General features: G+C 69.3%; 27 protein-coding genes and 1 tRNA gene. 12 read left to right on the top strand and 16 right to left on the bottom strand.

What is annotated here, in order from left to right:
- The first annotated feature begins 4 nt into the window (after positions 1 to 4).
- Positions 5 to 1,066: a serine hydrolase gene (locus ACR3ZA_RS03435; protein ID WP_473660174.1), complete on the top strand. Its 1,062-nt coding sequence runs from the start codon at positions 5 to 7 to the stop codon at positions 1,064 to 1,066.
- Here the strand turns inward: ACR3ZA_RS03435 and ACR3ZA_RS03430 are convergent.
- Positions 1,053 to 2,501 (bottom strand): AMP-binding protein, encoded by a 1,449-nt coding sequence (locus ACR3ZA_RS03430; protein WP_473660172.1) that lies wholly within the window; start codon positions 2,499 to 2,501, stop codon positions 1,053 to 1,055. The genes ACR3ZA_RS03435 and ACR3ZA_RS03430 overlap by 14 nt on opposite strands.
- Positions 2,502 to 2,617: 116 nt before the next feature.
- Here ACR3ZA_RS03430 and ACR3ZA_RS03425 point away from each other — a divergent pair, with 116 nt between their 5' ends.
- Positions 2,618 to 4,264, top strand: coding sequence for a choice-of-anchor Q domain-containing protein (locus ACR3ZA_RS03425; protein WP_473660170.1), 1,647 nt, complete (start codon positions 2,618 to 2,620; stop codon positions 4,262 to 4,264).
- An 83-nt stretch (positions 4,265 to 4,347) separates the two neighbouring features.
- Positions 4,348 to 4,420, top strand: a tRNA-Arg gene (locus ACR3ZA_RS03420).
- Between the two features lie 179 nt (positions 4,421 to 4,599).
- On the opposite strand, the gene ACR3ZA_RS03415 is transcribed toward ACR3ZA_RS03420, so the two are convergent.
- The 4 genes from ACR3ZA_RS03415 to ACR3ZA_RS03400 form a co-directional block, all read right to left on the bottom strand.
- On the bottom strand, positions 4,600 to 5,223 hold the full coding sequence (locus ACR3ZA_RS03415; RefSeq protein ID WP_473660168.1) for a hypothetical protein: 624 nt from the start codon (positions 5,221 to 5,223) through the stop codon (positions 4,600 to 4,602).
- Between the two features lie 104 nt (positions 5,224 to 5,327).
- Positions 5,328 to 5,597, bottom strand: a complete 270-nt coding sequence (locus ACR3ZA_RS03410) for a hypothetical protein (RefSeq protein ID WP_473660167.1) — start codon at positions 5,595 to 5,597, stop codon at positions 5,328 to 5,330.
- A 9-nt stretch (positions 5,598 to 5,606) separates the two neighbouring features.
- A complete protein-coding gene (locus tag ACR3ZA_RS03405) occupies positions 5,607 to 6,575 on the bottom strand; it encodes an EamA family transporter (RefSeq protein ID WP_473660165.1) in 969 nt (322 codons plus the stop codon).
- On the bottom strand, positions 6,576 to 7,589 hold the full coding sequence (locus ACR3ZA_RS03400) for an aldo/keto reductase (protein ID WP_473660163.1): 1,014 nt from the start codon (positions 7,587 to 7,589) through the stop codon (positions 6,576 to 6,578).
- A gap of 103 nt (positions 7,590 to 7,692) precedes the next feature.
- Between ACR3ZA_RS03400 and msrA the strand changes: the two genes are divergently transcribed.
- The 5 genes from msrA to ACR3ZA_RS03375 all read left to right on the top strand — a co-directional run bounded on the left by msrA (position 7,693) and on the right by ACR3ZA_RS03375 (position 10,745).
- On the top strand, positions 7,693 to 8,220 hold the full coding sequence (gene msrA, locus ACR3ZA_RS03395) for a peptide-methionine (S)-S-oxide reductase MsrA (protein WP_473660161.1): 528 nt from the start codon (positions 7,693 to 7,695) through the stop codon (positions 8,218 to 8,220).
- 52 nt (positions 8,221 to 8,272) lie between these two features.
- Entirely contained in the window at positions 8,273 to 9,133 is an 861-nt protein-coding gene (locus ACR3ZA_RS03390) for an alpha/beta fold hydrolase (protein WP_473660159.1), read from the top strand.
- The gene (locus tag ACR3ZA_RS03385) at positions 9,126 to 9,722 is read left to right on the top strand and encodes a WHG domain-containing protein (RefSeq protein ID WP_473660157.1); all 597 of its coding nucleotides are present in this window, start codon (positions 9,126 to 9,128) and stop codon (positions 9,720 to 9,722) included. Before ACR3ZA_RS03390 ends, ACR3ZA_RS03385 begins: the two co-directional genes overlap by 8 nt.
- Positions 9,723 to 9,821: 99 nt before the next feature.
- Complete coding sequence (locus ACR3ZA_RS03380) at positions 9,822 to 10,034, top strand: methyltransferase (RefSeq protein ID WP_473660155.1); 213 nt, start codon at positions 9,822 to 9,824, stop codon at positions 10,032 to 10,034.
- Positions 10,035 to 10,232: 198 nt separating this feature from the next.
- Positions 10,233 to 10,745 carry a single-stranded DNA-binding protein gene (locus ACR3ZA_RS03375; RefSeq protein WP_473660154.1) on the top strand — a complete coding sequence of 171 codons (513 nt, stop codon included), beginning with the start codon at positions 10,233 to 10,235 and terminating at the stop codon, positions 10,743 to 10,745.
- 22 nt (positions 10,746 to 10,767) lie between these two features.
- Here ACR3ZA_RS03375 and ACR3ZA_RS03370 read toward each other — a convergent pair whose 3' ends face one another.
- Entirely contained in the window at positions 10,768 to 11,130 is a 363-nt protein-coding gene (locus tag ACR3ZA_RS03370) for a hypothetical protein (protein ID WP_473660152.1), read from the bottom strand.
- 83 nt (positions 11,131 to 11,213) lie between these two features.
- Between ACR3ZA_RS03370 and ACR3ZA_RS03365 the strand changes: the two genes are divergently transcribed.
- Together ACR3ZA_RS03365 and ettA are read left to right on the top strand one after the other, a co-directional pair.
- The gene (locus tag ACR3ZA_RS03365) at positions 11,214 to 11,684 is read left to right on the top strand and encodes a DUF6993 domain-containing protein (RefSeq protein WP_473660150.1); all 471 of its coding nucleotides are present in this window, start codon (positions 11,214 to 11,216) and stop codon (positions 11,682 to 11,684) included.
- A gap of 51 nt (positions 11,685 to 11,735) precedes the next feature.
- The gene (ettA, locus tag ACR3ZA_RS03360) at positions 11,736 to 13,418 is read left to right on the top strand and encodes an energy-dependent translational throttle protein EttA (RefSeq protein ID WP_473660148.1); all 1,683 of its coding nucleotides are present in this window, start codon (positions 11,736 to 11,738) and stop codon (positions 13,416 to 13,418) included.
- 117 nt (positions 13,419 to 13,535) lie between these two features.
- On the opposite strand, the gene ACR3ZA_RS03355 is transcribed toward ettA, so the two are convergent.
- From ACR3ZA_RS03355 to ACR3ZA_RS03345, 3 genes are all read right to left on the bottom strand, one after another.
- A complete protein-coding gene (locus ACR3ZA_RS03355; RefSeq protein WP_473660146.1) occupies positions 13,536 to 14,453 on the bottom strand; it encodes a glycine betaine ABC transporter substrate-binding protein in 918 nt (305 codons plus the stop codon).
- A 90-nt stretch (positions 14,454 to 14,543) separates the two neighbouring features.
- Entirely contained in the window at positions 14,544 to 15,449 is a 906-nt protein-coding gene (locus tag ACR3ZA_RS03350; protein WP_473660144.1) for an ABC transporter permease subunit, read from the bottom strand.
- Positions 15,449 to 16,771 (bottom strand): betaine/proline/choline family ABC transporter ATP-binding protein, encoded by a 1,323-nt coding sequence (locus ACR3ZA_RS03345; protein WP_473660142.1) that lies wholly within the window; start codon positions 16,769 to 16,771, stop codon positions 15,449 to 15,451. Before ACR3ZA_RS03345 ends, ACR3ZA_RS03350 begins: the two co-directional genes overlap by 1 nt.
- A gap of 296 nt (positions 16,772 to 17,067) precedes the next feature.
- Here ACR3ZA_RS03345 and ACR3ZA_RS03340 point away from each other — a divergent pair, with 296 nt between their 5' ends.
- Positions 17,068 to 17,553 (top strand): thioesterase family protein, encoded by a 486-nt coding sequence (locus tag ACR3ZA_RS03340; RefSeq protein ID WP_473660140.1) that lies wholly within the window; start codon positions 17,068 to 17,070, stop codon positions 17,551 to 17,553.
- Here the strand turns inward: ACR3ZA_RS03340 and ACR3ZA_RS03335 are convergent.
- Positions 17,483 to 18,529, bottom strand: coding sequence for an EamA family transporter (locus ACR3ZA_RS03335; protein ID WP_473660138.1), 1,047 nt, complete (start codon positions 18,527 to 18,529; stop codon positions 17,483 to 17,485). The two genes, ACR3ZA_RS03340 and ACR3ZA_RS03335, sit on opposite strands and share 71 nt — an antisense overlap.
- Entirely contained in the window at positions 18,526 to 19,401 is an 876-nt protein-coding gene (locus tag ACR3ZA_RS03330) for an acyl-CoA thioesterase domain-containing protein (protein WP_473660136.1), read from the bottom strand. The genes ACR3ZA_RS03335 and ACR3ZA_RS03330 overlap by 4 nt, the downstream gene beginning before the upstream one ends.
- A gap of 20 nt (positions 19,402 to 19,421) precedes the next feature.
- Between ACR3ZA_RS03330 and ACR3ZA_RS03325 the strand changes: the two genes are divergently transcribed.
- Positions 19,422 to 20,126 carry a DUF8185 domain-containing protein gene (locus ACR3ZA_RS03325; RefSeq protein ID WP_473660134.1) on the top strand — a complete coding sequence of 235 codons (705 nt, stop codon included), beginning with the start codon at positions 19,422 to 19,424 and terminating at the stop codon, positions 20,124 to 20,126.
- Positions 20,127 to 20,135: 9 nt separating this feature from the next.
- On the opposite strand, the gene ACR3ZA_RS03320 is transcribed toward ACR3ZA_RS03325, so the two are convergent.
- The 5 genes from ACR3ZA_RS03320 to ACR3ZA_RS03300 all read right to left on the bottom strand — a co-directional run bounded on the left by ACR3ZA_RS03320 (position 20,136) and on the right by ACR3ZA_RS03300 (position 24,361).
- Positions 20,136 to 20,672, bottom strand: coding sequence for a hypothetical protein (locus tag ACR3ZA_RS03320; RefSeq protein ID WP_473660132.1), 537 nt, complete (start codon positions 20,670 to 20,672; stop codon positions 20,136 to 20,138).
- Positions 20,673 to 20,725: 53 nt separating this feature from the next.
- Complete coding sequence (locus ACR3ZA_RS03315; protein ID WP_473660130.1) at positions 20,726 to 22,381, bottom strand: FAD-binding dehydrogenase; 1,656 nt, start codon at positions 22,379 to 22,381, stop codon at positions 20,726 to 20,728.
- Between the two features lie 78 nt (positions 22,382 to 22,459).
- Positions 22,460 to 22,786 carry a hypothetical protein gene (locus ACR3ZA_RS03310; RefSeq protein WP_473660128.1) on the bottom strand — a complete coding sequence of 109 codons (327 nt, stop codon included), beginning with the start codon at positions 22,784 to 22,786 and terminating at the stop codon, positions 22,460 to 22,462.
- Positions 22,787 to 22,925: 139 nt separating this feature from the next.
- Positions 22,926 to 23,354, bottom strand: a complete 429-nt coding sequence (locus ACR3ZA_RS03305; RefSeq protein WP_473660126.1) for a globin domain-containing protein — start codon at positions 23,352 to 23,354, stop codon at positions 22,926 to 22,928.
- On the bottom strand, positions 23,351 to 24,361 hold the full coding sequence (locus tag ACR3ZA_RS03300) for a mechanosensitive ion channel domain-containing protein (RefSeq protein ID WP_473660124.1): 1,011 nt from the start codon (positions 24,359 to 24,361) through the stop codon (positions 23,351 to 23,353). The genes ACR3ZA_RS03305 and ACR3ZA_RS03300 overlap by 4 nt, the downstream gene beginning before the upstream one ends.
- Positions 24,362 to 24,426: the final 65 nt, after the last annotated feature.

Raw genomic sequence — 24,426 nt, 5'->3', positions numbered from 1 at the left:
CGAGATGACGAGCTTCGAGGAACGGCTGACGGCCATGTGCGAGCGTGCCAACGCGCGCGCCGACGTGAGCGAACTGTCATTGCGGGTGACCGACCGCTCGGGTGAGATCGACTTCGCGTGGAGTGCGCCCGGATCACGGCCCACGCACTGCATCGCGAGCAGCACGAAGCCGTTCGCGGCCGCGCTCATTCTGCGGCGGATCGCGGCGGGCGAGCTCGACCTCGACCAGCCGCTGGCGAGCATCGTTCCGCGCGACGAACTCGTGGGCCTCAACCGGTTCGGCGGCATCGATCGGGTCGACGAGCTGACGCTTCGTGATGTGCTCGCCCACACCTCGGGCATCCCGAACTACTACGCCGCGAAGGCGCTGGATCCGAACAGCGACATCGCCGCCGTGACCGCGGTGGATCCCGGGTGGAGCTACTCCGATGCTCTTGAGATCGCCCGCGGCATGGAGGCGAAGTTCGCGCCGCACAGCGGGCGCGCCGAGTACAGCTTCACGAACTACCAGCTGGTGACGCGCGTGATCGAGGTGGTGACCGGGGTGACGCTCGCCGAGGCGCTGACGCGCGAGATCCTCGAACCGATGGGCCTTCGCGACACTGCGCTTCTCACGCCGGAGTCGCTGGAGCTGTTCGACGCGGCGTCGCCGATTCTCTCCCGTCGGCAGTCGTATCGCGGGGCGCGTCGGCTCGCCTCGCTCGGCGCCGAAGGCGCCCTGGTCTCGAGCACGGCCGACACGATGCGGTTCCTGCGCGCGATGCTCGACGGCGAGGCCCTCGGCGACGGCATGCGAGAGCGCGCGCTGTCCGACCGGCTCCCGATCTTCCCTGGAGCAACCTACGGCCTCGGCGTGATGGCGCTGAAGCTGCCGAGGCTGATGACCGGCCTTCCGCGACCCGGGCTGCTGATCGGTCACGCCGGCATGACGGGGCACTTCATGTTCGGCGACCCCGCCAGCGGGCTGGCCGCCGTCGGCACCACCAATCAGCTCGCCGATCCGCGGCGCTCGATTCGGGTGCTGATCGGTGCGCTGCGTGCGGCGCGGTCCGTCAGTCGAGGCTGAGCCGCCGCCGGAACTCGTCGGTGAGCCGTCGGCGCTCCACCTTGCCCATGCGATTGCGGGGGATCGTGGCAACCCGTCCGAAGACGGTCGGATGCTTTCCGGGCAGCCGCTGGCGAAGCATGCGGTCGAGCGCGCGCAGGTCTCCGTTCGCCTCCGCAACGACCGCGAGGCCCAGTTCGGGAACACCCGCCCGTCGCTCGATGACGAACGTCGCCGCATCGATCACGCCCGGGAAGCCGTCGACGACGGCGTCCACGCTCGCCGGGTCGATCTTCACCCCGCCCAGATTGATGAGCTCGGAGTCGCGGCCGTCGAGAACGAGGTGACCGGATGCGCTCAGCATCCCGCGGTCGCCGGGGTGGAACCAGCCCGCCCGAAAGGATTCGTCGGCTTCATCGGTCAGGTACCCCGACGCGAGCCCCGGGCCGCGATACCGGATCTCTCCTGAGGCGCCGACGGCAACGCCGACTCCGTCCGCGTCCACGATCTCGAGCTCGATGCCCGGAAGAAGCGCGCCGGTGTCGGACAGGTCGTCGCCCTCGGCCAGGAGCGTCATCGAGATCCCGCCGCCCTCGGTCGACCCGTAGACGCTCTTGATGGGGACGCCGTGGTGCTCGGAGGCGGCCGCCAGGAAGGCCGGTGTCGGGGCGGCGCCCGCGGTGCGGATCTCCCGCAGCGCGGGCAGTGCGATCGCGTGCTCGCGCAGCAGCCCGAGCGCGTGGCCCACCTGGACGGGAGACCCGGCGAGCACGGCGATCTCCATCGCCGCGGCGGCCCGCAGCGTGCGCGGGTCGATCGAGTTCATCGCCAGGTACGGCACGCCGTGTCGCAGCGCGGCGAGCGCGGTGTGGAAGCCGCCCGTCGTCGAGAGCGTCATGAGGTTCAGCTCGAGCCTGTCGTCGGTCCAGTACTTGTCGAGGTTGCTGAGCCGGTGCTCGACGGCACCGACCGAGAGCATCGCGGCGCGCGGCTCACCGGTGGTGCCGCTGGTCAGGATCAGTCGGCACGTCGAATCGGGGCGAGGAAAGTGCACCGCGGGCGGTGCGGGCTCTCCCACGTCGCGATACTCGGCCACGGCATCGTCGAGCCAGAGGCGGTCGATCACCACGGTCTGCGGCGCCGTGGCCAGTGTCCGAGCGGGCCCGGTGAGCAGCACATCGGCACCCAGAGTGATCGGCTCCACGAGTCCGCTCAGCGACAGCGAACGCGCGGCGAGCCGGAAGAGGGCGAGGGTGACGATCCAGTCGAGTGCGGGCTCGAGGTCGATGGCGACGAGCTGCCGCGGACGGATGCCCGCCTCGCGAAGTCGGGTCGCGACGGCGGCAACGGCAACGTCCAATTCGGAGAAGCTCCACGTCCGGTCCACCGCTACCAGCGCCAGACGCTCGCCGTCGCCATCGGCGTGGGCTCGCAGCTGATGCACGGAAGAAAACATGACGCTCCGGTCCTCGGGTGTCGCTGGTGTCCGCCCCCACTGTAGGGTGAACCGACCTGCTCGTGAGTCGTCCCCCCGATTCACGTGTCCACCCCGACGCTCTGTGAGGAGCCCCCGTGGCCGAGGCTGTGCCCCCGACGACCGCTTTCGGACCGGTGGCGCGCCGCCGCATGTCACGGACGGCTGCTGCCGTCGCCTCCAGCGGGCTGCTGGTCGGCATCGGCGCCAGCCCGGCGTGGGCGGCGACCGCGGATGACTGCGATGTCGCGAACACGGTGACGGCTCCCGGGGAGGGGGCGGCCGAGATCCAGGCACTCCTGGATGCGGACACGGCGACGGTCTGCCTGTCGGGCACCTTCACCCTCACGGCACCGCTGACCTTCGACCACGACCTCGTCATCTTCGGCCTCGACTCCGCGGTTCTGGACGGCGACGGGGCGACGAACATCCTGGAGGGCACGTCGGGCGCAAGCCTCTCGGTGGGGAACCTCTCCTTCGTCAACGCGGTCGGCACCTCGGGTGGCGCGATCACCGTCGACGGCGACCTGGCCGTCGGCTCCTCCTCGTTCACGGGCAACCTGGGGACCGGGGGCGGCGGCGCGATCTTCGCGGACGGCGACAGCAGTCTCGATATCGAGATCTTCGACTCGACCTTCACGAACAATTCGACGGGGTCGAGCGGCGCTCCCGGTGGCGCGGTCTTCGCCGACGGGGACAGCGCCATCTACATTTTCGATTCGACCTTCGACGGCAATACGGCGGGTGAGTTCGGCGGTGCGGTCGCCGGGTATGTGGTGCTGGCCGAGACGTCGACGTTCACCGACAACGAAGCGGAGTTCGGCGGCGCGCTCTACGGCTTCGCGACTCTCACGCTCGAGTCGACGTTCGTTGACAACGCCGCGGCGCAGGGAGGGGCGAATGCCTCCCTGTACTACGCCGCCGTCGTCGACTCGACCTTCGTCGACAACACCGCCGAAGACGCCGGTGGCGCGCTCGTCGCGGCCGACTTCGCCGTCATCCAGAACTCGACCTTCGTCGACAACGATGGGGGCGAGGTTGGCGGCGCGATCGCGACGGCGGGCGGCTCGATCACGTTCTCCACGTTCCTCGGCAACGAGGCCGACGAGGCCGACGCAGTGATGCTCTTCGAGGAGGGCTTCGGCTTCGGCGACTTCGACGACATGCAGCTCGGCGGCAACATCTTCGCCGGGACCAGCGGCAACGCCCAGCTCGGCCTCGACGTCCCCGGCGGCGACTCTGCCGTGTTCACCGACCTCGGGGGCAACGTCTTCAGCACGTCTCGCGCCGTCGAGTCGGATCTCGAGCCGGCGCACGAGAGCTCGCTGTTCTCGCGTTCGGTGGACGACATCTTCGGCCCGAATCCCGCGCCGACCGACAACGGCGGTGCGACCGAGACGGTGGCGCTTGTCGCGGGAAGCCCCGCAATCGACGCGGTTCCCGACATCGACATCGACTGGGTGTTCACCGCAGACGAGATCTTCCTGGAGGACTTCGCGGCGTCCAGCGACTCCTTCGCTGCGGTCGACGACTACTTCTCGGTGGCCGACGACGACGTGACCTACGATCAGCGCGGAGTCGAGCGGACGGCTCTCGCCGATGCCGGCTCGTTCGAGTACGGTGTCGCGGAGCTGGCGTCGACGGGTCCCGAGAACGCGTCGCAGGCGACCTGGTTCGCCGCGGTGCTGGTCGCGCTCGGCTCGCTCGTGGTGCTCATGGCACGCCGCAGCCGGCGCGTCTCCTAGCCGCCGGAATCCGGCTCTCCTCGGGGGCGCGCGCGCCGGGGCGTGCGGGCCGAGCGGGGAGCCCTGCGATACCCTGGCGAGGCGCCCTCGTAGCTCAGCGGATAGAGCAGGAGCCTTCTAATCTCTTGGTCGCAGGTTCGATTCCTGCCGAGGGCACATCCCGAATGGTCGCCCAGTTGCGTGCCGTGTCACGCCGCGAACCGCGATGCGGTGCGGGTTCGATTCCTGCCGAGGGCACATCCCGAATGTCTGCCCAGTTGCGTGCCGTGTCGCGCCGCGCACCGCGATGCGGTGCGGGTTCGATTCCTGCCGAGGGCACATCCCGAAGTCGTGCCTCAGCGCGACGCGGTCTCCGGCTCGATCTCGCCCTCGAGCACGATGTCGCCGTTCGCGTCGCGAGAGGCGGCGGCGGACTGCTCCGCGGCCCAGCGCTGCTGCTCGGCGACGACCGGGTCGACCGGGTCCGTCTCGTACTTCCAGCGCTCGAGGTCGAGCCCGAACAGCTTCTTGGCGCGGCGCGGGTGCGCGACCCATTCGACGAGCCGCTCGCGGTACTCGCGCAGGCTCTGCTCGGCCTGGAAGCTGAAGCTCACCGAGTTGACGCGCATGTCGGCGAGCTCGTGCGCGGCCCAGTCGGCCGCCATCGCGGCGCCGGAGATCGGGAGGAGACGCACCTGGATGTCGGCAGCGGCAGCCAGCTGCTGCGAGTGGTCCTTCGCCGCGGCCGACTGGCTGTGCCAGGTCGCGGCATGCGTCGCCGAGGTGACCAGGGCGGCGACGGCCGCGGCACGCGTCTCGCGATCTCGCTGGAGCACGAGTCGACGGGTTGCCGAGCGGCCGATGGCCGCCCCCATGAACCCCGCGATCAGGACGGCGAAGAACGGCAGGGCCGTTCCCGTCACGAACTGCTGGCCGTCGGCCGACCAGAACCAATCCACGAAGCTGTTCCACCACTGCATGGCCGCACACTATCCCTGGAGAGCGCCACATCCCGGTTGATTCGTTCGAGCGCGTCGAACTCTCGGGTTGCATCCAGTGACGAGACCGGCGCAATTTGTCGGTCTCACCCGTAGCGGAGAGCGTCGATCGCCTCATCGACGGAGTCGAACTCGCCGAGCTCGGTCAGCTGCGCCGCGCCTCGGGCGAGTCGCTTGCTGACCCAGCGCGCGCCCGGCTCCGACGCCTCCCGGGGGTCGAGGTAGCCGAGGACCTCGCCCGAGCCGAGCACGACGCGATGGAGCCCGCTTGCGAGCGCCACCACGCGGATCCCGTGGCGGAGGTGCCGGGGCGCGAGCTCGCCGAGCGCCGGCATCCGTTCCCGCAGCAGGTTCATGAGGGCAGGCTAGGTCGAACCACCGACGATCGGGATGCTGGCGGTCGACGGCGGCAGCGCGAGATCCGCCGCCACCACCGTCTTGGCCGCACGCGCCGTCTGCGCGAGGACGATGGCCACGAGCACGATGGCGGCGCCGACCAACTGGATCGTGTCGAGCGTCTCTCCGAGCCAGAGCCAGGCGAAGAGGAACGCGAACAGCACCTCGCTCGAGGCGACCACGCCGGCGGCGGTGGCGGGAAGGTACTTGAGCGCCGTGAATGAGAGCAGGAACGTCACGAACGAGCCGCCGATCGCGGTGACGATCAGCGGAATCCACAACGGCAGTTCGAAGCTGCCGTGCGTGCCCCCGAGCTCGGTCGGCTGCACGAAGACGGAGAGCTCGAGCTCCCACCAGCCGCTGAAGATCGCCCAGAACAGGGTCGCGAAGGTGCCGGTCCAGAAGGCGACGGCGAGCGGCGAGGTTCGCGTGACCTGCCGCTCGCCGATCACGAAGTAGATCGTGAGGGATGCCGCCGCGCCGAGGCCGAAGAGCACCCCGAGCGGGTTGAGGCTGCTGGCCCAGACCTGGGCGACGAGGGCGAGCCCCGCGAGCACGAGACCGATGGCGACCCACAGCCGTCGCCGCACTTTCTCACGAAACACGAAGAAGGCGACCAGGGCGACGAACAGCACCGCGAGGTACTCCAGCAGCAGCGTGATGCCGACCGGGAGCAGTGCGAGCGCCGCGGCGTAGCTCGCCTGCAGCAGCGCCAGCCCGAACACGCCGAGAACGGCCATGACGGCGAGCCCGCGCCAGCCGACGCGGAACCCGCGGGGGTTCACGATCAGCAGGGCGATGCCGGCGCTGAGGGCGATGCCGAGGGTGCGCAGCAGGGTGAGCTGGGGTGCGCTGAGCGCTGTCTCCAGGATCAGCTTCGTCAGGCTGCCGTTGGCTCCGAACAGGACGGCCGCGAGCAGCGCGTAGACATACCCCATCTAGACCCGGCCCGTGCCCTGCACGGCGAACGGCTCGATCGCGGCGAGCTCGTCGGCGCTCAGCTCGACGTTGTCCAGGGCGCCGAGGCTCGATTCCAGCTGCGCGACGCTCGAAGCGCCGATCAGGGCGCTCGTCACCTGCGGATGCCGCAGCACCCAGGCGAGGGCGAGCTGGGCGAGCGTCTGCCCGCGCGCCTCGGCGATGCGGTGCAGGCCGCGCACGCGCTCCAGATACTCGGGTGTGAGGTTCTTCTCGGTGAGCCAGCGTCCTTCGGCGGCGCGCGAGTCGGCCGGCACCCCGTTCAGGTAGCGGTCGGTGAGCAGGCCCTGGGCGAGCGGCGAGAACACGATGCTGCCCGCGCCGACCTCGTCGAGCACCGGTAGGAGCCCGTCCTCGACGGGGGCGCGATCGAACATGTTGTAGCGGGGCTGATGGATGAGCAGGGGGATGCCCTCGGCGGTGAGCGCGGCCACGGCCGCGCGCGTCTGATCGGGGGCGTAGTTCGAGATGCCCGCGTACAGCGCCTTGCCGCTGCGCACCGCGTGCGCGAGTGCCCCCATCGTCTCCTCGATCGGCGTCTCGGGGTCCGGGCGGTGGTGGTAGAAGATGTCGACGTAGTCGAGGCCCATGCGGGCGAGCGAGGCGTCGAGCGAGCTCAGCAGATACTTGCGCGACCCCCACTCGCCGTACGGTCCGGGGTGCATGTAGTACCCGGCCTTGCTCGAGATGACGAGCTCGTCGCGGTAGGGCGCGAAGTCCTCGGCGAAGATGCGTCCGAAGTTCGCCTCCGCGCTTCCTGCGGGCGGGCCGTAGTTGTTGGCGAGGTCGAAGTGCGTCACCCCGAGGTCGAAGGCACGTCGCAGGATCGCGCGCTGCGTCTCGATCGGGCGATCGTCTCCGAAGTTGTTCCAGAGGCCGAGCGAGATGCGGGGGAGAAGCAGTCCGCTGCGCCCGGTCCGGGCGTAGCTCATCGAGTCGTAGCGCGTGTCATCGGCGACATAGGGGGGAGGCATCCTGAGCATGGTCTCAGCGTAGAACCCGCGGGGGCGGAACGAATCACCTGTCGACGCGGTTGTACCTGGATGTCCCACCATGTTCGGAAAGTAAGGTCACTTCATGCGCACATTCGTTCTTGCCGGTGGTTGCTTCTGGTGCCTCGACGCGGTCTACCGCACGCTCAAGGGCGTGCACGATGTCGTCTCCGGCTACACCGGCGGCGACCTGGCGAATCCCAGCTATGAGGCCGTCTGCACGGGCCAGACCGGCCACGCCGAGGCCGTCAAGGTCGTGTTCGACGAGGCCGTGATTCCGGCGGAGGTCATCCTCGACGTCTTCTTCACGCTGCACGACCCTCGACAGCTGAACCGCCAGGGCAACGACGTCGGCACCCAGTACCGCTCGGCGATGTTCTACGCGGATGACGCGCAGAAGGCCGAGTTCGAGTCGGCACTCACGCGAGCGGCCGAGTACTGGGACGGCGGCATTGTGACGCAGCTCGAGCCCCTGGGTGTCTGGTTCGATGCGGAGGAGTACCACCAGGACTTCTTCGCCAAGAATCCGACCCAGGGCTACTGCCTTGCGGTCGCTCTGCCCAAGGTCAACAAGGTGCGTCGCTCGTATGCGGAGTTCGTGCTCGCGACGTAGGTGACGAGAAACAATGCTTGCGCCCATTGGCTAATGGCATTAGCCTTTGGCTATGGATATTAGCCACACCTTGGAGTCCCGCGTCCTGGTTCGTCCGGGCGCACGCATCGCGTACCGCGTTGCCGGCGACGGCCCCCTCGTGGTCGCCGTCCCCGGAATGGGAGATCTCGCGTCCAGCTACCGTGATCTCGCCACCGAGCTGCTCGCGGCCGGTTACCGCGTCGCGGTCACCGAACTCCGCGGCCACGGCGAGTCCTCGGCCGACATCACCGACCAGGGCGATGAGGCGACGGCCGGCGACCTCGTGGCCCTCATCGAGGAGCTCGGCTCGCCCGCTGTCGTGATCGCGAACTCGATGGGGGCGGCGGCCGCCGTTCTCGCGGCCGCCGATCGACCCGAGCTCGTGCGCGGGCTCGTGCTGTCCGGCCCCGTGCTGCGCGACGCGGAGGCGTCGCCCGTCGCGACCGCGGCAACACGCCTCCTGCTGCGGGTGGCGCTCGCACGCCCCTGGGGTGCGCGCGCCTGGAGCTCGATGTACCGCAGCTACTTCCACCGCGGTCGCGCCGCCGCCTGGCGCGACCAGCACGCCGAGGCGATCCGCGCCTCGCTCGATGCCGCGCACCTGCGTGCGTTCCGCGCGCTCACCCAGGTGCTCAGCCATCGGGCGGCGGAGCAGCGTCTTGCCGATGTCGCTGTGCCTGCCCTCCTGGTCGTCGGGTCGCTCGATCCGGACTACGCAGATCCGGCCGCCGAGCTCGACTGGATGTCGAGTCGGCTCTCCGGACGCGCCGAGCTCATCGAGGGCGTCGCGCACTACCCGCACGTGCAGGCGCCCGAGCTCGTCACGCCGTGGACTCTCGAGTTCCTCGCGTCGCGTCGGTCTGGGCAGAGCTGGGCGGGCATCGATGCCTAGGGCGGGGCTGACGCCGGCTGCTGTCGTCGACCTCGCGGTCCAGGTCGTCGACGACCGCCGCGACGGACTCGAGGCGCTCACGCTCGCCGCGATCGCGGCACGTGCCGGCGTTGCCGTTCCGAGCCTCTACAAGCACGTCGCCTCGCTCGATGAGGTGCGCCGCCGCGTCGCCCTGTTCGCGGTGCGCGAGCTGGCGCAGCGCGTACGCGAGGCCTCCGCGGGCGCAGTCCCCGACGAGCGGTTCCGGGCGGTCGCGCGCGCGATCCGGCGCTTCTCGCACGAGCATCCGGGTCTCGCCAGCGCGGCGCAGGCCAGCGGCGATCGGCACGGAGACGAGCTGGATGCGGAGATCGCCCGAGCGGGCGGTCAGGCGGTCGCTGTCGTGACCGATTCGCTGGCACACCACCCCATTCCGCCGGAGGGCCTCGTCGACGTGGTTCGTACCGCGAGGTCCGCCGTGGTCGGCTTCGTCGGTCTGGAGAGCTCCGGCGGCTTCGGGCTTCCGCGCGATGTCGACGCGAGCTTCGAGGCGATGCTCGACCTCATCGAGGCGGGGGTCGCAGCGCAGTATTCGCCGAGATCTGCCTGAGCGCGACCTTCGCGTTGACGGGCAGTCAGTCGACGACTCTGGCGCGACGCGAAGGTTCGGCGTAGCGTGCGAAGTGCACCGGAAAGGAGCTCTTCAAAGATGAACGACAAGATGATGACCGGTCAGCGCTGGGTCGCCTTCGGGCCCGCAGGAGCGGTCGGTTCGATCGAGCACACCGAAGACGGCTACACGGTTCGGATCTTGGAAGACGATGAGCCGCGGGGCACCTACCCGACGCTTCAGGTCGCCAAGAGCGCGCTGCACGCCAGCATGACTCCGGGTTCCGACTGGCCGGAGTTCCACGAGCACTGAGCACCCATCCCGGGGGCGACTCGTTCCCCGGGAGCACAGGCCCCGGTCCCTCCACATTGCGAGGGTGCCGGGGCCTGTGTCGTGTGCGACGGAGCCAGCATGGTCGCACGGATGCCGGGGTTCCCTCCGGCACGAACGGCACCCCGGCATCCCGTCGATCTCGCACTCGCGAGACGAACTGCCTCGAAGGAGCCGACCATGTCCGACCAGATCACCGTCACCGGCCTCGTGGCCACCGTCCCGCGTCACCTCGTGACCGGCGAGGGGCTGCCGATCACCTCGTTCCGTCTCGCCAGCACGCAGCGCCGTTTCGACCGCGGCCAACAGCGCTGGATCGATGGCGACACCAACTGGTTCACCATCACCTCGTTCCGCCAGATCGCGCTCAACGTGAACGCATCGGTGCAGAAGGGTCAGCGCGTCGTCGTGTCGGGCCGCCTGCGGGTGCGCGACTGGGAGAGCGGCGAGAAGGTCGGCACCACCGTCGACATCGACGTGGACGCGATCGGTCACGATCTCGCCTGGGGCACCGCCAGCTTCACCCGCTCGGTCGCGAGCAGCGTTGCCGCGGAGGCCGCCGCTGACCCGCGGCCGGAGCCCGAGTCGGGCGACGAGGAGGGCACGGCGGCCTCCACGGCACCGGAACGGGAGGGCTCGGACGAGCCGTCGCCGGAGGGTGTGTCTCGCGAGCCCGTCGCGACGCCGTTCTAGGCGCCGCTTCGGGGGCGCGGGCTCAGGGGTAGTACGAGCCCGAGCCGGCGCCCGTGATCGCGATCGCGACGACCCACCACACGGTCGTCAGCACGATCAGAGCGATCGTGGCGTAGCCGAGGCTGAAGCCCGTGATGCCCATCGCCTTGCCCGTGCCGCCCATCGCCTTCGACTTGGCGACCCCGATGTGTCCGAAGATGACGGCCAGCACGGCGGGCAGGAACGCCAGGAACGCCGCGACGAGCCCGACGATCGGGACCAGCGCCCAGATGCCGATCACGATCGCCGCGATCCCGAGGGCGAGCCCGGCGATCGCCATGCCGTTGGACGGCGTGGCGGGAGCGGGAGCGTAGGCGGGCGGCGTCGGCGGTGTCGGAGTCGTCATGACCGAGAGCGTAGGGAAGTTCGCGAGCGAGGCCAAGCCTCGCGCCGGTGCGCCGGACGCGAGCATCGCTCTAGGCTGTGAGCATGACTTCGGCTGTCCGCTCTCGTGTCGCGGCCGTGGTGGTCGCCGTGGCGCTGGCGTTCACCACCGCCGCCTGCGCTGCCGACGAGCCCGCGCCGATTCCCACGATGACGGCGAGCGCGCCGCCGACGGCGATCCCGAATCCCGATCCCACCCTGCGCCCCGACGGCTCGGCGCTGCAGAATCTCGACTACTTCGAGTTCGTGCTGACGGCCGCGGTCGACGACGGTGCCGACACGGGACCTGCCCTCCTGGATGCGCTCGTGGAGGCGGGCTTCGACCGCTCGGCGATGGAGGTGACCGCCGATCGCACCACCGTCAACCTTGACGCCGACAGCGTCCAGTTCTCGGTGCTGATCAACGACACCTGCCTCGTCGGCCAGTACGGCGCCGACATGGGACTGCACGTCGCGGCGTTCTCGGTGCTCGCCACCGGCACGTGCCTGGTCGGGGAGACCGAACCCGTCGGCTGACCGGCCACCCGGGCGTCAGGAACACGGCCGCGGCTTCCGTAGACTCGACGCATGGCCGAATTTGTTTACTCGATGATCCGCGCCCGCAAGACGGTGGGCGAGAAGCTCATCCTCGACGACGTGACCATGTCGTTCTACCCGGGCGCCAAGATCGGCATGGTCGGTCCGAACGGCGCGGGCAAGTCGACCATCCTCAAGATCATGGCGGGGCTCGACCAGCCCTCCAACGGCGAGGCGACCCTCAGCCCCGGCTACAGCGTCGGCATCCTGATGCAGGAGCCGGAGCTCGACGAGTCGAAGACCGTCCTCGAGAACGTCCAGGAGGGCGTTGGCGAGATCAAGGCCAAGATCGACCGGTTCAACGAGATCTCGGCCGCGATGGCCGAGCCCGACGCCGATTTCGACGCGCTGCTGGCCGAGATGGGAACCCTGCAGGAGGCCATCGACGCCGCCGACGCCTGGGACCTCGACTCTCAGCTCGAGCAGGCGATGGATGCGCTGCGCACCCCGCCGGGAGACTGGCCCGTCTCGAACCTCTCGGGTGGTGAGAAGCGCCGCGTCGCGCTCTGCAAGCTGCTGCTGCAGAAGCCCGACCTGCTCCTGCTCGACGAGCCCACCAACCACCTCGACGCCGAGAGCGTGCTCTGGCTCGAGCAGCACCTGCAGAAGTACACCGGCGCCGTCATCGCGATCACCCACGATCGGTACTTCCTCGACAACGTCGCCCAGTGGATCGCCGAGGTCGACCGCGGCCGGCTCTACCCGTACGAGGGCAACTACTCCACCTACCTGGAGAAGAAGGCCCAGCGCCTCGAGGTGCAGGGCAAGAAGGACGCCAAGCTCGCCAAGCGCCTCGCCGAGGAGCTCGACTGGGTGCGATCGAACGCGAAGGGCCGCCAGGCCAAGTCGAAGGCGCGTCTGGCGCGCTACGAGGAGATGGCGACCGAGGCCGAGCGCACGCGCAAGCTCGACTTCGAGGAGATCCAGATCCCCGCGGGTCCGCGTCTCGGCAATGTGGTGATCGAGGCGAAGAACCTCAAGAAGGGCTTCGACGACCGCGTTCTCATCGACGGGCTGAGCTTCAGCCTTCCGCCGAACGGCATCATCGGCGTCATCGGCCCGAACGGTGTCGGCAAGACCACCCTGTTCAAGACGATCGTCGGCCTCGAGCCGATCGACGGGGGCGAGCTGAAGATCGGCGAGACGGTCAAGATCAGCTACGTCGACCAGTCGCGCGCGAACATCGACCCGAACAAGAACCTGTGGGAGGTCGTCTCCGACGGCCTGGACATCATCACGGTCGGCAAGACCGAGATCCCGTCGCGCGCCTACGTCAGCAAGTTCGGCTTCAAGGGTCCGGACCAGCAGAAGAAGGCCGGCGTGCTCTCCGGTGGTGAGCGCAACCGCCTCAACCTGGCGCTCACGCTCAAGGAGGGCGGCAATCTGCTGCTGCTCGACGAGCCCACCAACGACCTCGACGTCGAGACCCTGCAGAGCCTCGAGAACGCGCTGCTCGAGTTCCCCGGCTGCGCCGTGGTCATCACTCACGACCGGTGGTTCCTCGACCGGGTCGCGACCCACATCCTCGCCTACGAGGGCACCGAGGAGAACCCGTCGAACTGGCACTGGTTCGAGGGCAACTTCGCCGCCTACGAAGAGGACAAGATCAAGCGCCTCGGCCCGGATGCGGCGAACCCGCACCGCTCGACCTACCGCAAGCTCACGCGCGACTGACCGCTCACCGCGATTGTTCGCAATCGCGAGCGCACACGACAATGGCCGCCCCGGAGAACCGGAGCGGCCATTGTCTGTTCATCGCGCGGCGCGAGCCGCGGTCACGAACGAATCGCGTCAGTTGGCGAGAAGGCCTTCGAACGCGTCGGGGTACTGCTCGAGCCATGCGTCGATCGCCTCGGCGTACTGGCCCTCGCCGTACTCGTTGACGACCAGGTTCTCGAGCGCGCCGTACTGAGCGTCATCGAGCTGGATGTTCGCGATCAGCTCGGCGGCCTCGGGGTGCTCCTCCGAGAAGCCGGCGGTGCCGAGGAAGTGAAGGCCCTCGGAGCCGCCCATGGCGCCTTCCGGGTCCTCGAGCGTCTTGATGTCGAAGGCCGCGTTGGCCCAGAACGGACGCCACAGCGTCACGACGATGTCCTCCTGCGCGTCGATCGCGTTGCCGAGCTCGGTGAGCATGGCGGCGGTCGACGAGGTGACGAGCTCGTACTCGCCCTCCAGGCCGTAGGCCGGGATCATCGTGTCCTGCGTGATGGCGGTGAGGCCCGCGCCCGGCTCGATGCCGGTGATCTTGCCGTCGAACATGTCGCCGTTGCCGGCGAGCTCCGCGATCGAGTCGATCTCGGTGTAGGTCGGGACCGCGATCGTCAGGCTGGCGCCCGCGTAGTAGGTGCCGAGGTCTTCGATGTCGTCCCCGTACTCCTCCATGTAGGCGGCGTGGGTGACCTCGGACCATGCCGAGGGGTAGATGTCGACGTCGCCGCCGGCGAGACCGATGTAGAGCGGAGCCGCCTCGGTGAGGGTCTCCATCTCGACGGTGTAGCCGAGCTTCTCGAGCTGGTCCTCGAGGAGGTACGCGGTGCTCAGGCCGTCGGTCCATCCGGGGATGAAGCCGAGGGTGATGGTTCCCATCGAGTCACCGTTGTCGGATCCGGCGTCACCGGTCTCGGCGGTCGCGCAGCCGGCGAGGCCGACCGTGAGGGCGAGCGCACCTCCGATGACGGCGCTACGGCGCACAGTGTGTCCATTCAGCATGTGAATGTCCTTTCTCTGGTTGTTCCCGGCGATGCGGGCATGGCAGCGCTCCACGGAAGCTCCGTCGAGCGCGGATTGGGGGAGCGGCGCCTAGCTGGCGCCGCGGGCCACGAGCTCGGCGCGCGCGCTGCGACGGCGCGCAGCGATGGCTCGCAGCGAGTGCGGGTGCTCGGCGGGGGTGCCCAGTGCCGAGGTCACGCGGTCGAGGAAGATCGCGAGGATCACCACGCCGAGTCCGGCTTCGACACCCATCGGCACGTTCAGGGTCGAGATCGCCGCAACGACGTCCTTCCCCAGGCCGTCGGCGCCCGCGATCCCGGCGATGACCGCCATCGAGAGCGACAGCATGATCACCTGGTTGATGCCACCCATGATGGTGGGCGCCGCGAGGGGCAGCTGGATGCCGCGCAGAATCTGTCCGGGCGTCGCGCCGAAGGCCTGGCCGGCTTCGACGCGCTCGGCGTCGACTCCGCGGATGCCGAGCTCGGTGAAGCGCACCCCGGGCGGGAGCGAGAAGATGATCGTCGCCACGACGCCCGGAACCACGCCGATGCCGAAGAAGATGATCGCGGGGATCAGATACACGTAGGCCGGCATCGTCTGCATGAAGTCGAGCACCGGGCGCAGCACGGCGCGGGCTGCGGCGTTGCGCGCCATCAGGATGCCGAGCGGCACCGCGATCACGATGGCGATGAGAGCCGCCACGAGAACCAGCGCGAACGTCTGCATGGCAGAGGTCCAGACGTCCATGCCGAGAATCAGCAGGAACGAGATGACCGTTCCGAGCGCGAGCTGCCACGAGCGCAGCGCCCAGCCGATCAGGGCGAAGACCGCGATGAGCACGAGCGCCGGGATCACGAGCAGCAGGTCGGTCAGCGAGGTGACCATCCAGTCGAAGCCGGTGTCGAGACCGTCGAACACGATCGCGAGGTTGTCTTTCGCCCAGTCCAGGCCGGTGTCGAACCATTCGCCGACGGGAATGCGGAACCAATCCATCAGCGGGTCTCCTTCGCTTCGGTCGCGGGGGCTTCGTCGGCGGCTCCTGCGGCAGTGGCGAGCAGTTCATCGATCTCCGCGGCGGGCACGGGGATGACGATCTCGCCAGTTGCGGCCTCGCCGGGGCCGAGCGCGGCCAGCAGCGTCACGCGCGGGATCACGCCGACGAGGCGTCCGTCAGAGTTGACGACCGCGAGCGGCAGCGGCGACTCGACCGAGGGAACGAAGAGGTCCATCAGGACCGCGTCGACCTCGACCGACTGCGGCACCGGGCGGATCATGCCGGCGAGCGAGCGCTCGCCCTTCTGCACGAGCTTCATGGCGTCGCGGTCGCGCACCATTCCGAGCAGCTTGTGGTCCCGGCCGGTGACGTAGACAGCCGAGGAGTAGCCCTCGCGCATCGCCTTGAGCGCCGTGCGCGGGCCCGCGGACTCCGAGACGGCAAGCCGCGGCCGCTCCATCACGTTGCCGGCGGTGAGCACGCGCGCACGGTCGACGTCCTGCACGAACTGCTCGACATAGTCGTTGGCGGGGTCGGTGAGGATGTCCTCCGGCGTGCCGATCTGCACGATGCGACCGTCGTGCATGACCGCGATGCGGTCGCCGAGGAACATCGCCTCGTTGAGGTCGTGCGTGATGAAGATGATCGTCTTCTGCAGCGTCTCCTGCAGTTCGAGCAGCTGCTCCTGCATTTCGCGGCGAATGAGCGGGTCGAGGGCGCTGAACGCCTCGTCCATCAGGAGCACGTCGGTGTCGGCGGCGAGGGCGCGGCCGAGGCCCACGCGCTGCTGCATTCCACCCGAGAGCTCGGAGGGGTACTTGTCCTCCCAGCCGGCGAGCCCGACGAGCGCGGTGGTCTTCCGGGCGCGCTCCAGGCGCTCCTCACGCGGCATGCCCTGGATCTCGAGGCCGTAGGCAACGTTGTCCAGCACCGTGCGGTGGGGGAGCAGGGCGAAGTGCTGGAACACCATCGAGATGCGCTTGCGGCGGATCTGGCGCAGCTGCTCCGCCGAGATGCCCGTGATCGGGTCGCCGCCGACCGTCACGGTGCCGGCGGTCGCGTCGAGCAGACCGTTCAGCATCCGGATCAGGGTCGACTTGCCCGAGCCGGAGAGGCCCATGACGACGAAGATCTCGCCGCGCTTGACCTCGAAGCTCGCGTCGATCACGGCGGCGGTGGTGCCGAGGGAGACCTCGTCGCGGTGCGCGCCGGTGCGGAGTCGTTCAACAGTTTCGGTCGTTCGGCGGCCGAAGACTTTGAAAAGTCCGTCCGCCTTCAATGCAACAGTGTCGGTCACGTCATCCTGTGCCTGCGCGCGCATGGGCGCCAGGTCTCGGGTTGCGGTCCGGGCACGCCACGCGGGCGTCTGCGATCAATCGCAGACGTGGGACATCACATCGAGTGATGTCGCGCATCGACATGCCATACGCTCGCCGCCACGGGGGCGGCGCTCGCGGCCTGGGTGTCAGGGGCTCACTCCACGGTCGTGTCGGACGCGTCGCCGGGAGGCCGTCAACTAACGTAACAGAGCCGGGCAAGCCCTGGCCAACCGCGGGCGCCATCGAGTCCGGATCGAGACATGGCGTTCACTTCGCGTTTCGAACGGAGCCGTCCACCATGACCCGACTTCACGTGCCGATCGCCCTGCGCTGGGCCGACCTCGACGCCTACGGCCACGTCAACAACGCGGTCATGCTGCGACTGCTGGAGGAGGCCCGCATCCAGGTGTTCTGGGCGGACGGCGCGGCCGGCGATGACGCGAGCGATGCTCCCGCGACCGCGCTGATCGACAACGGCGACGGCGCGCAGACGCTCTCGCTCATCGCGCGGCAGGAGATCGAGTACCTCGCTCCCGTCCCGTATCTGCGAAAGCCCATCGATGTGCAGCTGTGGATCGGCCGACTCGGCGGGTCCAGCCTCGAGGTCTGCTACGAGGTCTGCTCGCCGGTCGGCGCGGAGCCGCAGACCGTGTTCGCGCGCGCGAGCACGACGATCGTGCTCGTCGATGCGACCACGATGCGACCGCGCCGCCTCACCGACGCCGAGCGCGAGACCTGGTCAGCCCACGCGGAGGAGCCGATCGTGTTCGCGAACCGGCGCTGAGCTGCTGCCCGGGCAGCGTCGCGATGACGATGCCGACCAGCGCCACGGCGCCGCCGAGCGCCTTCACCACGACGAACTGCTCGCCGAGCACGATCGCGCTCGCGTAGCCCAGGACAGGGATGCCGGCGATCGCGATTCCGGTGATCGCGGCCGGGATCCGCTCCGCGCCGTAGTTGAACAGCACGAGCGTCGGCGCCGTGATGACGAACGCCAGAAACAGGATGCCGCCCCAGCCGGCCGGCCCCGCGGGCATCCGCGCCACGCCGGCCGCGATCTCCCAGCCGAGCCACGGAACCATGAAGAGGGTTCCCCACACCCCGGTCGCGGTGGCGAGCGTGAGGGAGTCCGGCGCCGTGCGGGCCGGCGGTGGCTCGACGGGGTGCTCGAGACTCGGAAGCGTGATGGCGCCGGTGTCCGGGGTCGGGCCGATGCCGACCGCCGGCTGGGAGTACTTGCGCAGCAGCACGGTGTAGACGGCGTAGGCGAGCACTCCGAGCAGCGCGAGCACGATTCCGATGTCGATGGTGAAGCCCTCGGCCACGACGAGGGTGACGCCGAGGGTGGCGAACACCAGCCCGACGATGGTGCGCGGCGGAAGGTGCTCGCCGAGCAGCACCACGGCGAGCAGGGCCGTGAGCACCGGCAGCGCGGCCGCCAGAAGGGCAGCCGTTCCCGCCGTCGTCACCTCGAGCGCCAGGTTGGTGGGGGCGTAGTAGAGCGTGACCCCGGTCAAGCCGAGCAGCATCGTGCGCGGTCGGCGCAGGGTGGCGGCAAGGCCCGCGCGCCGCGGATCGCTGCCGCGCACCACGACCAGGATCGCCAGCAGCGGCACGGCGAGGACGAATCGGCCGACGGAGAGCACGGCCGCAGACGCGGTGTCGAGGACGAGTTCACTGACGACGTAGGCGGTGGACCACAGCAGGACGGAGAGCCCGACGGCGCCGAATGCGAGGGCGCTGCCCCCGCCGCGCGTCACTCGCGGAACTCGGGCACGCGGAGCATGCCCTCTTGCGCCACGCTCGCGGCGAGAACCCCGTCGCGGGAGTAGATCCGACCCTGAGCGAGCCCGCGCCCGCCGATCGCCGTGGGCGACTCCTGAACGTACAGCAACCACTCGTCGGCCCGCGCGAAGCGGTGCCACCACATCGCGTGGTCGAGGCTCGCGACCTTGAGCCCGGGGTTCGACCAGGCGACGCCGTGCCGGCGGAGCACGGGCTCGAGGATGGCGTAGTCGCTCGCGTAAGCGAGGGCGGCGCGGTGGATGTTCGGGTCGTCGGGCAGTGCGTCCTGGGCGCGCATCCAGATCACCTGGTGCGCCGCCTTGTTGCCGTCGGGTGTCAGGTAGATCGGCTCCTCGACGTGCCGGATGTCGAAGGCGCGGCGGTTCGCCCAGGCGCGGGCGAGCGGGTGCTCGATGTTCTTGAGCACCTCCGCCGTCGACGGCAGCGTCTCCGGGTCGGGAACGCCCGCCGGCATCTCGACCTGGTGATCGAAGCCCGGGTCGACATCCTGGAAGGAGGCGATCATCGACATGATCGGCTCGCCTGACTGGTACGCCTGCGTGCGGCGGGTCGAGAACGAGCGACCGTCGTGGATGCGGTCCACCGAGAACGTGATCGGCTGCTGCACATCGCCCGGACGCAGGAAGTAACCGTGCATCGAATGCACGAACCGGTCCTCGGGCGTCGTGCGGATCGCCGCCATCAGCGACTGGGCGAGCACCTGCCCGCCGAACACACGGCCATTGGGCATCCACTCGCTCGGTCCGGTGAAGATGTCTTCGCGTGTGCGGGCACCCGTGTCGGAAAGATCGAGGGCGGCCAGAAGTCCCGACACGGCATCGCTCATGGGTTGTAGTTTAGGAGCAGATGAGCCGTTCCTTCACGCTGACAGACCTCCCCGCCCTCGACGATCTGCAGACCTTCCTGGCGCGCGCCGCGCGCATCGAGGACGGTTCCGTGCGCCTGGTTGCCGCCAACGGGGTGCTCGCCGTCTACGTCGCGATCTTCTACCCGGTCGGTCTGACCGACGACGCGCCCACGGTGCTGGGGCTGCGGGTCGCCCGGATCTCCGGTGATGACAGCTTCGACGCCGTCGTGCCGCTGGCCGCCCTGCGCCAGCGTCTCGAGAACGTCCAGGCGGAGGCAGCCCGCGCCGCCAATCCGGAGCTCTTCACAGCGCGCCTGACGCTGCCGATGGAGGCTCCGAGCGTCACCTGGGCCGCGATCTCGCCGCCGCGCGGCGGGTGGGCGCCGATCGGATCCATCGAGTCAGGCCTGCTCGACGCCGCCGCCCGTGCGGGGATCGACCAGGTTGCGCAGGCGCTGCCCGAAGGTGCCGGGGAGCAGATCGTGCGCACGGTGCGCACCGAGGTCTGGGGGCGCGAGATCGCCGGTGCCGAGCACATCCCGGCGGGCGCCGCCTTCGCCGCGCTCAGTCTCGGGTTCCTCGGCGGCGCGGGCGCGGCCTCGTCGGCGCCGATCGAGGTGTTCGAGACGGGCACCTGGACGCGCCTCAGCTCCCCGCGCGGCCACGTGCTCGTGAAGCGACGCGCCTGGACGCTCTCGCGTTAGACCGGCCGTTCAGCCGTAGTAGCTGACGAACTCGAACACGGTCGAGAAGACGATCGACATGATCACGACGCCGACGATGAGCGAGACGGCGTGCACCGCGATCGTCGCCCAGAGGGGGGCGAGTCCGCCGCCGGTGCGACGACGCACCACGACCGAGCGCCCGATCACGTAGACGAGGTTGCCGCCGGCGACGAACACGACCAGCATCCACGGCCACGCGAAGGGCTGCGGGACGCCGCGGGCGGTGAGCTCCTTGTGGTCGAAGTACGCGCCCGCGATCAGCAGCGCGGTGACGACGAAGCCCAGCAGCAGGGTGGCCAGATAGCCCGGGTCGGTGAACATCGCGAACTGTGCCCGCGGGTCGTAGGTCGCCGAGAGCGAGGCCGCCATGATCCCACGCCAGTCGATGAACAGCGCGGGGAGCACGCTGGCCAGGGGAGCGAGCGCGATCACCCAGATCCAGGGTGTGCTCGTGCTGATTCCGGCGGGGGCGCGAAGCGCGGCGGCGGTGGTGGCGTCGACGGTGTACGGAGTCTGTTCGGTCACGCGCCGAGCCTAGAGGCGGAGACGCGCCGCGCTCGTGCGCACACGCGGCACAGTCAGAGCTGCGCGGCGACCGTGCGGCCGGCGGTGCGGCCGGTGAACAAGCACCCGCCGAGGAAGGTCCCCTCGAGCGAGCGGTACCCGTGCATGCCGCCACCGCCGAACCCGGCCGCCTCGCCCGCGGCGAAGAGGCCCGGAATCGGCGTGCCCTCGGCGGTGAGCACCTGACCGGTCAGGTCGGTCTGGATTCCGCCGAGGCTCTTGCGCGTGAGCACGTGGAGTTTGACGGCGATGAGGGGCCGGTGCCGAGCGTCGAGGATCTTGTGGGGCTTGGCGACGCGGATGAGGCGGTCGCCGCGGTAGCGGCGCGCACCGCGCGTGGCCGTGACCTGCGCATCCTTGCTGAACGGGTTGTCGAGCTCTCGATCGCGTGCCTCGATCTCGCGGCGGATGGTCTTGGTGTCGAGCTTGATCCCGGGCGAGAGCCGCTTCATTCCGGCGAACAGGTCGTCGAGGGTGTCGGCGACGACGAAGTCCTCGCCGTGCTCCTTGAATGCCTCGACCGGGCCGGTGGCGCCCTTGCCGAGGCGCTGGCGCAGCAGTTCGAGGATGCTCTTGCCGGTCAGGTCGGGGTTCTGCTCGCTGCCGGAAAGCGCGAACTCCTTCTCGATGATCGACTGCGTCAGCACGAACCAGGAGTGGTCGTGGCCGCTCTGGCGCAGGTATTCGAGCGTTCCGAGGGTGTCGAATCCGGGGAAGAGCGGAACCGGCAGACGGTTGCCGGTGGCGTCGAACCAGAGGCTCGACGGGCCGGGCAGGATCCGGATGCCGTGGTCGGCCCAGACCGGATCGAAGTTCGTGATGCCTTCGACGTAGTGCCACATGCGGTCGCCGTTGATCAGCCGCGCGCCGGCGCTCTCGGAGATCGCGAGCATGCGTCCGTCGACGTGGGCCGGGACGCCGCTCAGCATGTGCTTCGGGGGAGCGCCCAGCCACTCGGGCCACTGCGCGCGAACCAGGTCGTGGTTGCCGCCGATGCCGCCGCTGGCAACGATCACGGCGCTGGCGTCGAACTCGAACGGCTCGATCTCGTCGCGACTGCTCGCGGCGCCTCGTGCGGCGTCGTCATCGGCGAGGATCTGCCCGCGCGCGCCCACCACCGCGCCGTCGCGCGTGATCAGCTCGTCGACGCGGTGACGGAAACGCAGCTCGACGAGACCCGCCTCGACGCCCTCGCGCACGGCGCGGATGAACGGCTCGAGGATGGCCGGGCCGGTTCCCCAGGTGACGTGGAAGCGGGGAACGGAGTTGCCGTGTGCCGTCGCGGTGTAGCCACCGCGCTCGGCCCATCCGACGACGGGGAAGAACGAGACGCCCTTCTCGCGCAGCCAGGCGCGCTTCTCGCCCGCGGCGAAGGCGAGGTAGGCCTCTGCCCAGCGGCGGCCGTGCTCATCCTCGTCGCGATCGAACTCGGCGCTCGCGAACCAGTCCTGGCGGGCGAGCTCATGGCTGTCGCGAATGCCCATGCGTCGCTGCTCGGGGCTGTCGATGAGGAACAGGCCGCCGAAGGACCACCATGCCTGACCGCCGAGGCTCGCCTCGGGCTCCTGCTCGAGCACGATCACCTTCTTGCCGGCGGCAACCAGTTCACTCGCGGCGACGAGTCCCGCGAGTCCGGCTCCGACAACGATCGCGTCCGCCTGATCCGTCACGCGCGAACCCCCCACTTCCTCGATGCTCGATGGCGTTCAGAGACTATCGGGGTGTGCTGAACGGGAGGCTGGGCGCGCCTAGCCGCCGGCGATTGACAGGTGCAGAGTGTCGCCGTCGACGCGATCGAGCTCGCTCGGGGTGACGAAGAGGTCGTGGTGCAGCAGTCGGTGAACGCGAACGAATCCGGCGCGCAGCAGGTGGTGGGCTTGTTCATCGGGAATCGCGTCTCCGCCGAGGATCGAGCGGAGCTCGTTGAGCATGTCGAAGGAGCTCTCATCGAAGTGCTGGCCCTCATCGGTGACGGCCTGCGGGTCGCCGATGCTGACCGCGCTCACCGTGCCCACGCGCTCGCCGGTCATGTCGACGACGGTCATGCCCTCGCGCACCTGATCGATGGTGTTCAACGCCCTGACGTCCTTTCGGGCCGCTGTCGTGCGACTTCGCACGATGTCCTCACGATAAGCGGTGCGCATCACGTGCTCCGATCTTGACGGTCGCTCAGCAGGCGTTACTCAGCGCGCAATCAGATTAGCGGAGGAATTCTCAGGCGTCGAGAGTGTTGACCATCGCGTGGGCGGCGCGCTCGAGGTAGCTCCAGAGGGTCGCCTCGTGGAGCTGCGAGAGCTCGAGGCTCTTCATCGCCGTGTGCATGTGGGCGAGCCAGCGGTCGCGCGCATCCGGGTTGACCTTGAAGGCGGCGTGGCGCATGCGCAGCCGCGGGTGGCCGCGCTGCTCGCTGTAGGTCGTCGGTCCGCCCCAGTACTGCTCCAGGAATCCGGTCAGGCGCTGGATTGCGCCCTCGAGGTCCTCCTCGGGATACATCGGACGCAGCACCTCGTCGTCCTTCACGCCGACGTAGAAGGCGCGCACGAGCTTCTCGAACGTCGGTCGGCCGCCGACCTGCTCCCAGAAGTTGCCGCCGACGGCTTCGCCGCTCGGGCCGGATCGGAGGGTGACGGGGTTCTCGGTCATGATTCCTTCGAGGTCGAGCGGCGGCCGGGGGACGGCCGCGGGATCGGGACCTGGGCGGTCTTCGGCGGGCGGGCGCCTCGCACGGAGGCGGCGCCCTCGTAGCCGGTCAAGATCGTGGTTGACAGCGCAGGAAGGCGAACGCCGAGCTCGTCGAGCGAGCGCTTGAGCCGGGCGCGCAGTTCGCGGGCGACGTCGTCCTTGCTGCCCGAGTGAGTCTTGACGACGAGGCGGACGACGATGCCGTCGCCGGAGATGGACTCGATGCCCCAGAGCTCGGGCCGCTCGAGGATGAGCCGCTTCCACTTGGGCTCCTCCGAGAGCCGGACGGCGGTGGCGAGCATGTGATCCTCGACCGTGTCGATGTCGGCGTCGTAGGGCACCTGCAGGTCGAGCACGACGCGCGACCAGCCCTGCGAGAGGTTGCCGACGCGCGTGATCTCGCCGTTGCGCACGTACCAGAGCGTGCCGTTGACGTCGCGGATGCGGGTGACGCGGATCTCGACCGACTCGACGATGCCGGTGGCGGGGCCGAGATCGACGACGTCGCCGACCCCGAGCTGGTCCTCGGCGACGAGGAAGATGCCGCTCAGGATGTCGCGGACGAGGTTCTGCGCGCCGAAGCCGAGGCCCGCGCCGAGCGCCGCGGTGATCAGGGCGAAGGCCCCCGTGGCGTTCGGGTCGATGGCGGAGATGATCAGCACGAGGGCGACGATCACGATGACCGCGGTGATGATGCCGGTCAGGATGCCGCCGAGGGCGCGGGTGCGCTGCACGACGCGCGCGGCCGCGACAGGGGAGGCGGGGAGAAGCTGCGTGTCCTCGATGCCCTGGCTTTTCTTCACGCCGCTGACGACGCGGTGGACGACGCGTCGGATGACGAAGGTCAGCACGACACGCACGATGATCGAGCCGACGATGATGGCGACGATGGAGATGGGCGTGCCGAATCGGCCGTCGAGGATGGCCTCGACGCTGGCCCAGAACGCGCCCCAAGAGCTGAAATCCATGTTGGCGCTCAGCCTAGTTCGCCTTTCCGCGAGTTGCTCCCGGATACCCCTGGGGGTATAGTCGG

The sequence above is a fragment of the Herbiconiux sp. J20-20 genome, assembly GCF_057365085.1.
This window is presented reverse-complemented; position numbering and strand designations above follow the sequence as displayed.

What these genes read in the sequence shown, in the direction of transcription:
- ACR3ZA_RS03345 (WP_473660142.1), bottom strand. Translation starts at nt 16,771, where the DNA reads ATGCGCGCGCAGGCACAGGATGACGTGACCGACACTGTTGCATTGAAG.
- ACR3ZA_RS03415 (WP_473660168.1), bottom strand. Translation starts at nt 5,223, where the DNA reads ATGCAGTGGTGGAACAGCTTCGTGGATTGGTTCTGGTCGGCCGACGGC.
- ettA (WP_473660148.1), top strand. Translation starts at nt 11,736, where the DNA reads ATGGCCGAATTTGTTTACTCGATGATCCGCGCCCGCAAGACGGTGGGC.
- ACR3ZA_RS03355 (WP_473660146.1), bottom strand. Translation starts at nt 14,453, where the DNA reads ATGCTGAATGGACACACTGTGCGCCGTAGCGCCGTCATCGGAGGTGCG.
- ACR3ZA_RS03435 (WP_473660174.1), top strand. Translation starts at nt 5, where the DNA reads ATGACGAGCTTCGAGGAACGGCTGACGGCCATGTGCGAGCGTGCCAAC.
- ACR3ZA_RS03375 (WP_473660154.1), top strand. Translation starts at nt 10,233, where the DNA reads ATGTCCGACCAGATCACCGTCACCGGCCTCGTGGCCACCGTCCCGCGT.
- ACR3ZA_RS03390 (WP_473660159.1), top strand. Translation starts at nt 8,273, where the DNA reads ATGGATATTAGCCACACCTTGGAGTCCCGCGTCCTGGTTCGTCCGGGC.
- ACR3ZA_RS03380 (WP_473660155.1), top strand. Translation starts at nt 9,822, where the DNA reads ATGAACGACAAGATGATGACCGGTCAGCGCTGGGTCGCCTTCGGGCCC.
- ACR3ZA_RS03305 (WP_473660126.1), bottom strand. Translation starts at nt 23,354, where the DNA reads ATGACCGAGAACCCCGTCACCCTCCGATCCGGCCCGAGCGGCGAAGCC.
- ACR3ZA_RS03430 (WP_473660172.1), bottom strand. Translation starts at nt 2,501, where the DNA reads ATGTTTTCTTCCGTGCATCAGCTGCGAGCCCACGCCGATGGCGACGGC.
- ACR3ZA_RS03350 (WP_473660144.1), bottom strand. Translation starts at nt 15,449, where the DNA reads ATGGATTGGTTCCGCATTCCCGTCGGCGAATGGTTCGACACCGGCCTG.
- ACR3ZA_RS03400 (WP_473660163.1), bottom strand. Translation starts at nt 7,589, where the DNA reads ATGCCTCCCCCCTATGTCGCCGATGACACGCGCTACGACTCGATGAGC.
- msrA (WP_473660161.1), top strand. Translation starts at nt 7,693, where the DNA reads ATGCGCACATTCGTTCTTGCCGGTGGTTGCTTCTGGTGCCTCGACGCG.
- ACR3ZA_RS03410 (WP_473660167.1), bottom strand. Translation starts at nt 5,597, where the DNA reads ATGAACCTGCTGCGGGAACGGATGCCGGCGCTCGGCGAGCTCGCGCCC.
- ACR3ZA_RS03340 (WP_473660140.1), top strand. Translation starts at nt 17,068, where the DNA reads ATGACCCGACTTCACGTGCCGATCGCCCTGCGCTGGGCCGACCTCGAC.
- ACR3ZA_RS03330 (WP_473660136.1), bottom strand. Translation starts at nt 19,401, where the DNA reads ATGAGCGATGCCGTGTCGGGACTTCTGGCCGCCCTCGATCTTTCCGAC.
- ACR3ZA_RS03325 (WP_473660134.1), top strand. Translation starts at nt 19,422, where the DNA reads ATGAGCCGTTCCTTCACGCTGACAGACCTCCCCGCCCTCGACGATCTG.
- ACR3ZA_RS03385 (WP_473660157.1), top strand. Translation starts at nt 9,126, where the DNA reads ATGCCTAGGGCGGGGCTGACGCCGGCTGCTGTCGTCGACCTCGCGGTC.
- ACR3ZA_RS03300 (WP_473660124.1), bottom strand. Translation starts at nt 24,361, where the DNA reads ATGGATTTCAGCTCTTGGGGCGCGTTCTGGGCCAGCGTCGAGGCCATC.
- ACR3ZA_RS03405 (WP_473660165.1), bottom strand. Translation starts at nt 6,575, where the DNA reads ATGGGGTATGTCTACGCGCTGCTCGCGGCCGTCCTGTTCGGAGCCAAC.
- ACR3ZA_RS03370 (WP_473660152.1), bottom strand. Translation starts at nt 11,130, where the DNA reads ATGACGACTCCGACACCGCCGACGCCGCCCGCCTACGCTCCCGCTCCC.
- ACR3ZA_RS03365 (WP_473660150.1), top strand. Translation starts at nt 11,214, where the DNA reads ATGACTTCGGCTGTCCGCTCTCGTGTCGCGGCCGTGGTGGTCGCCGTG.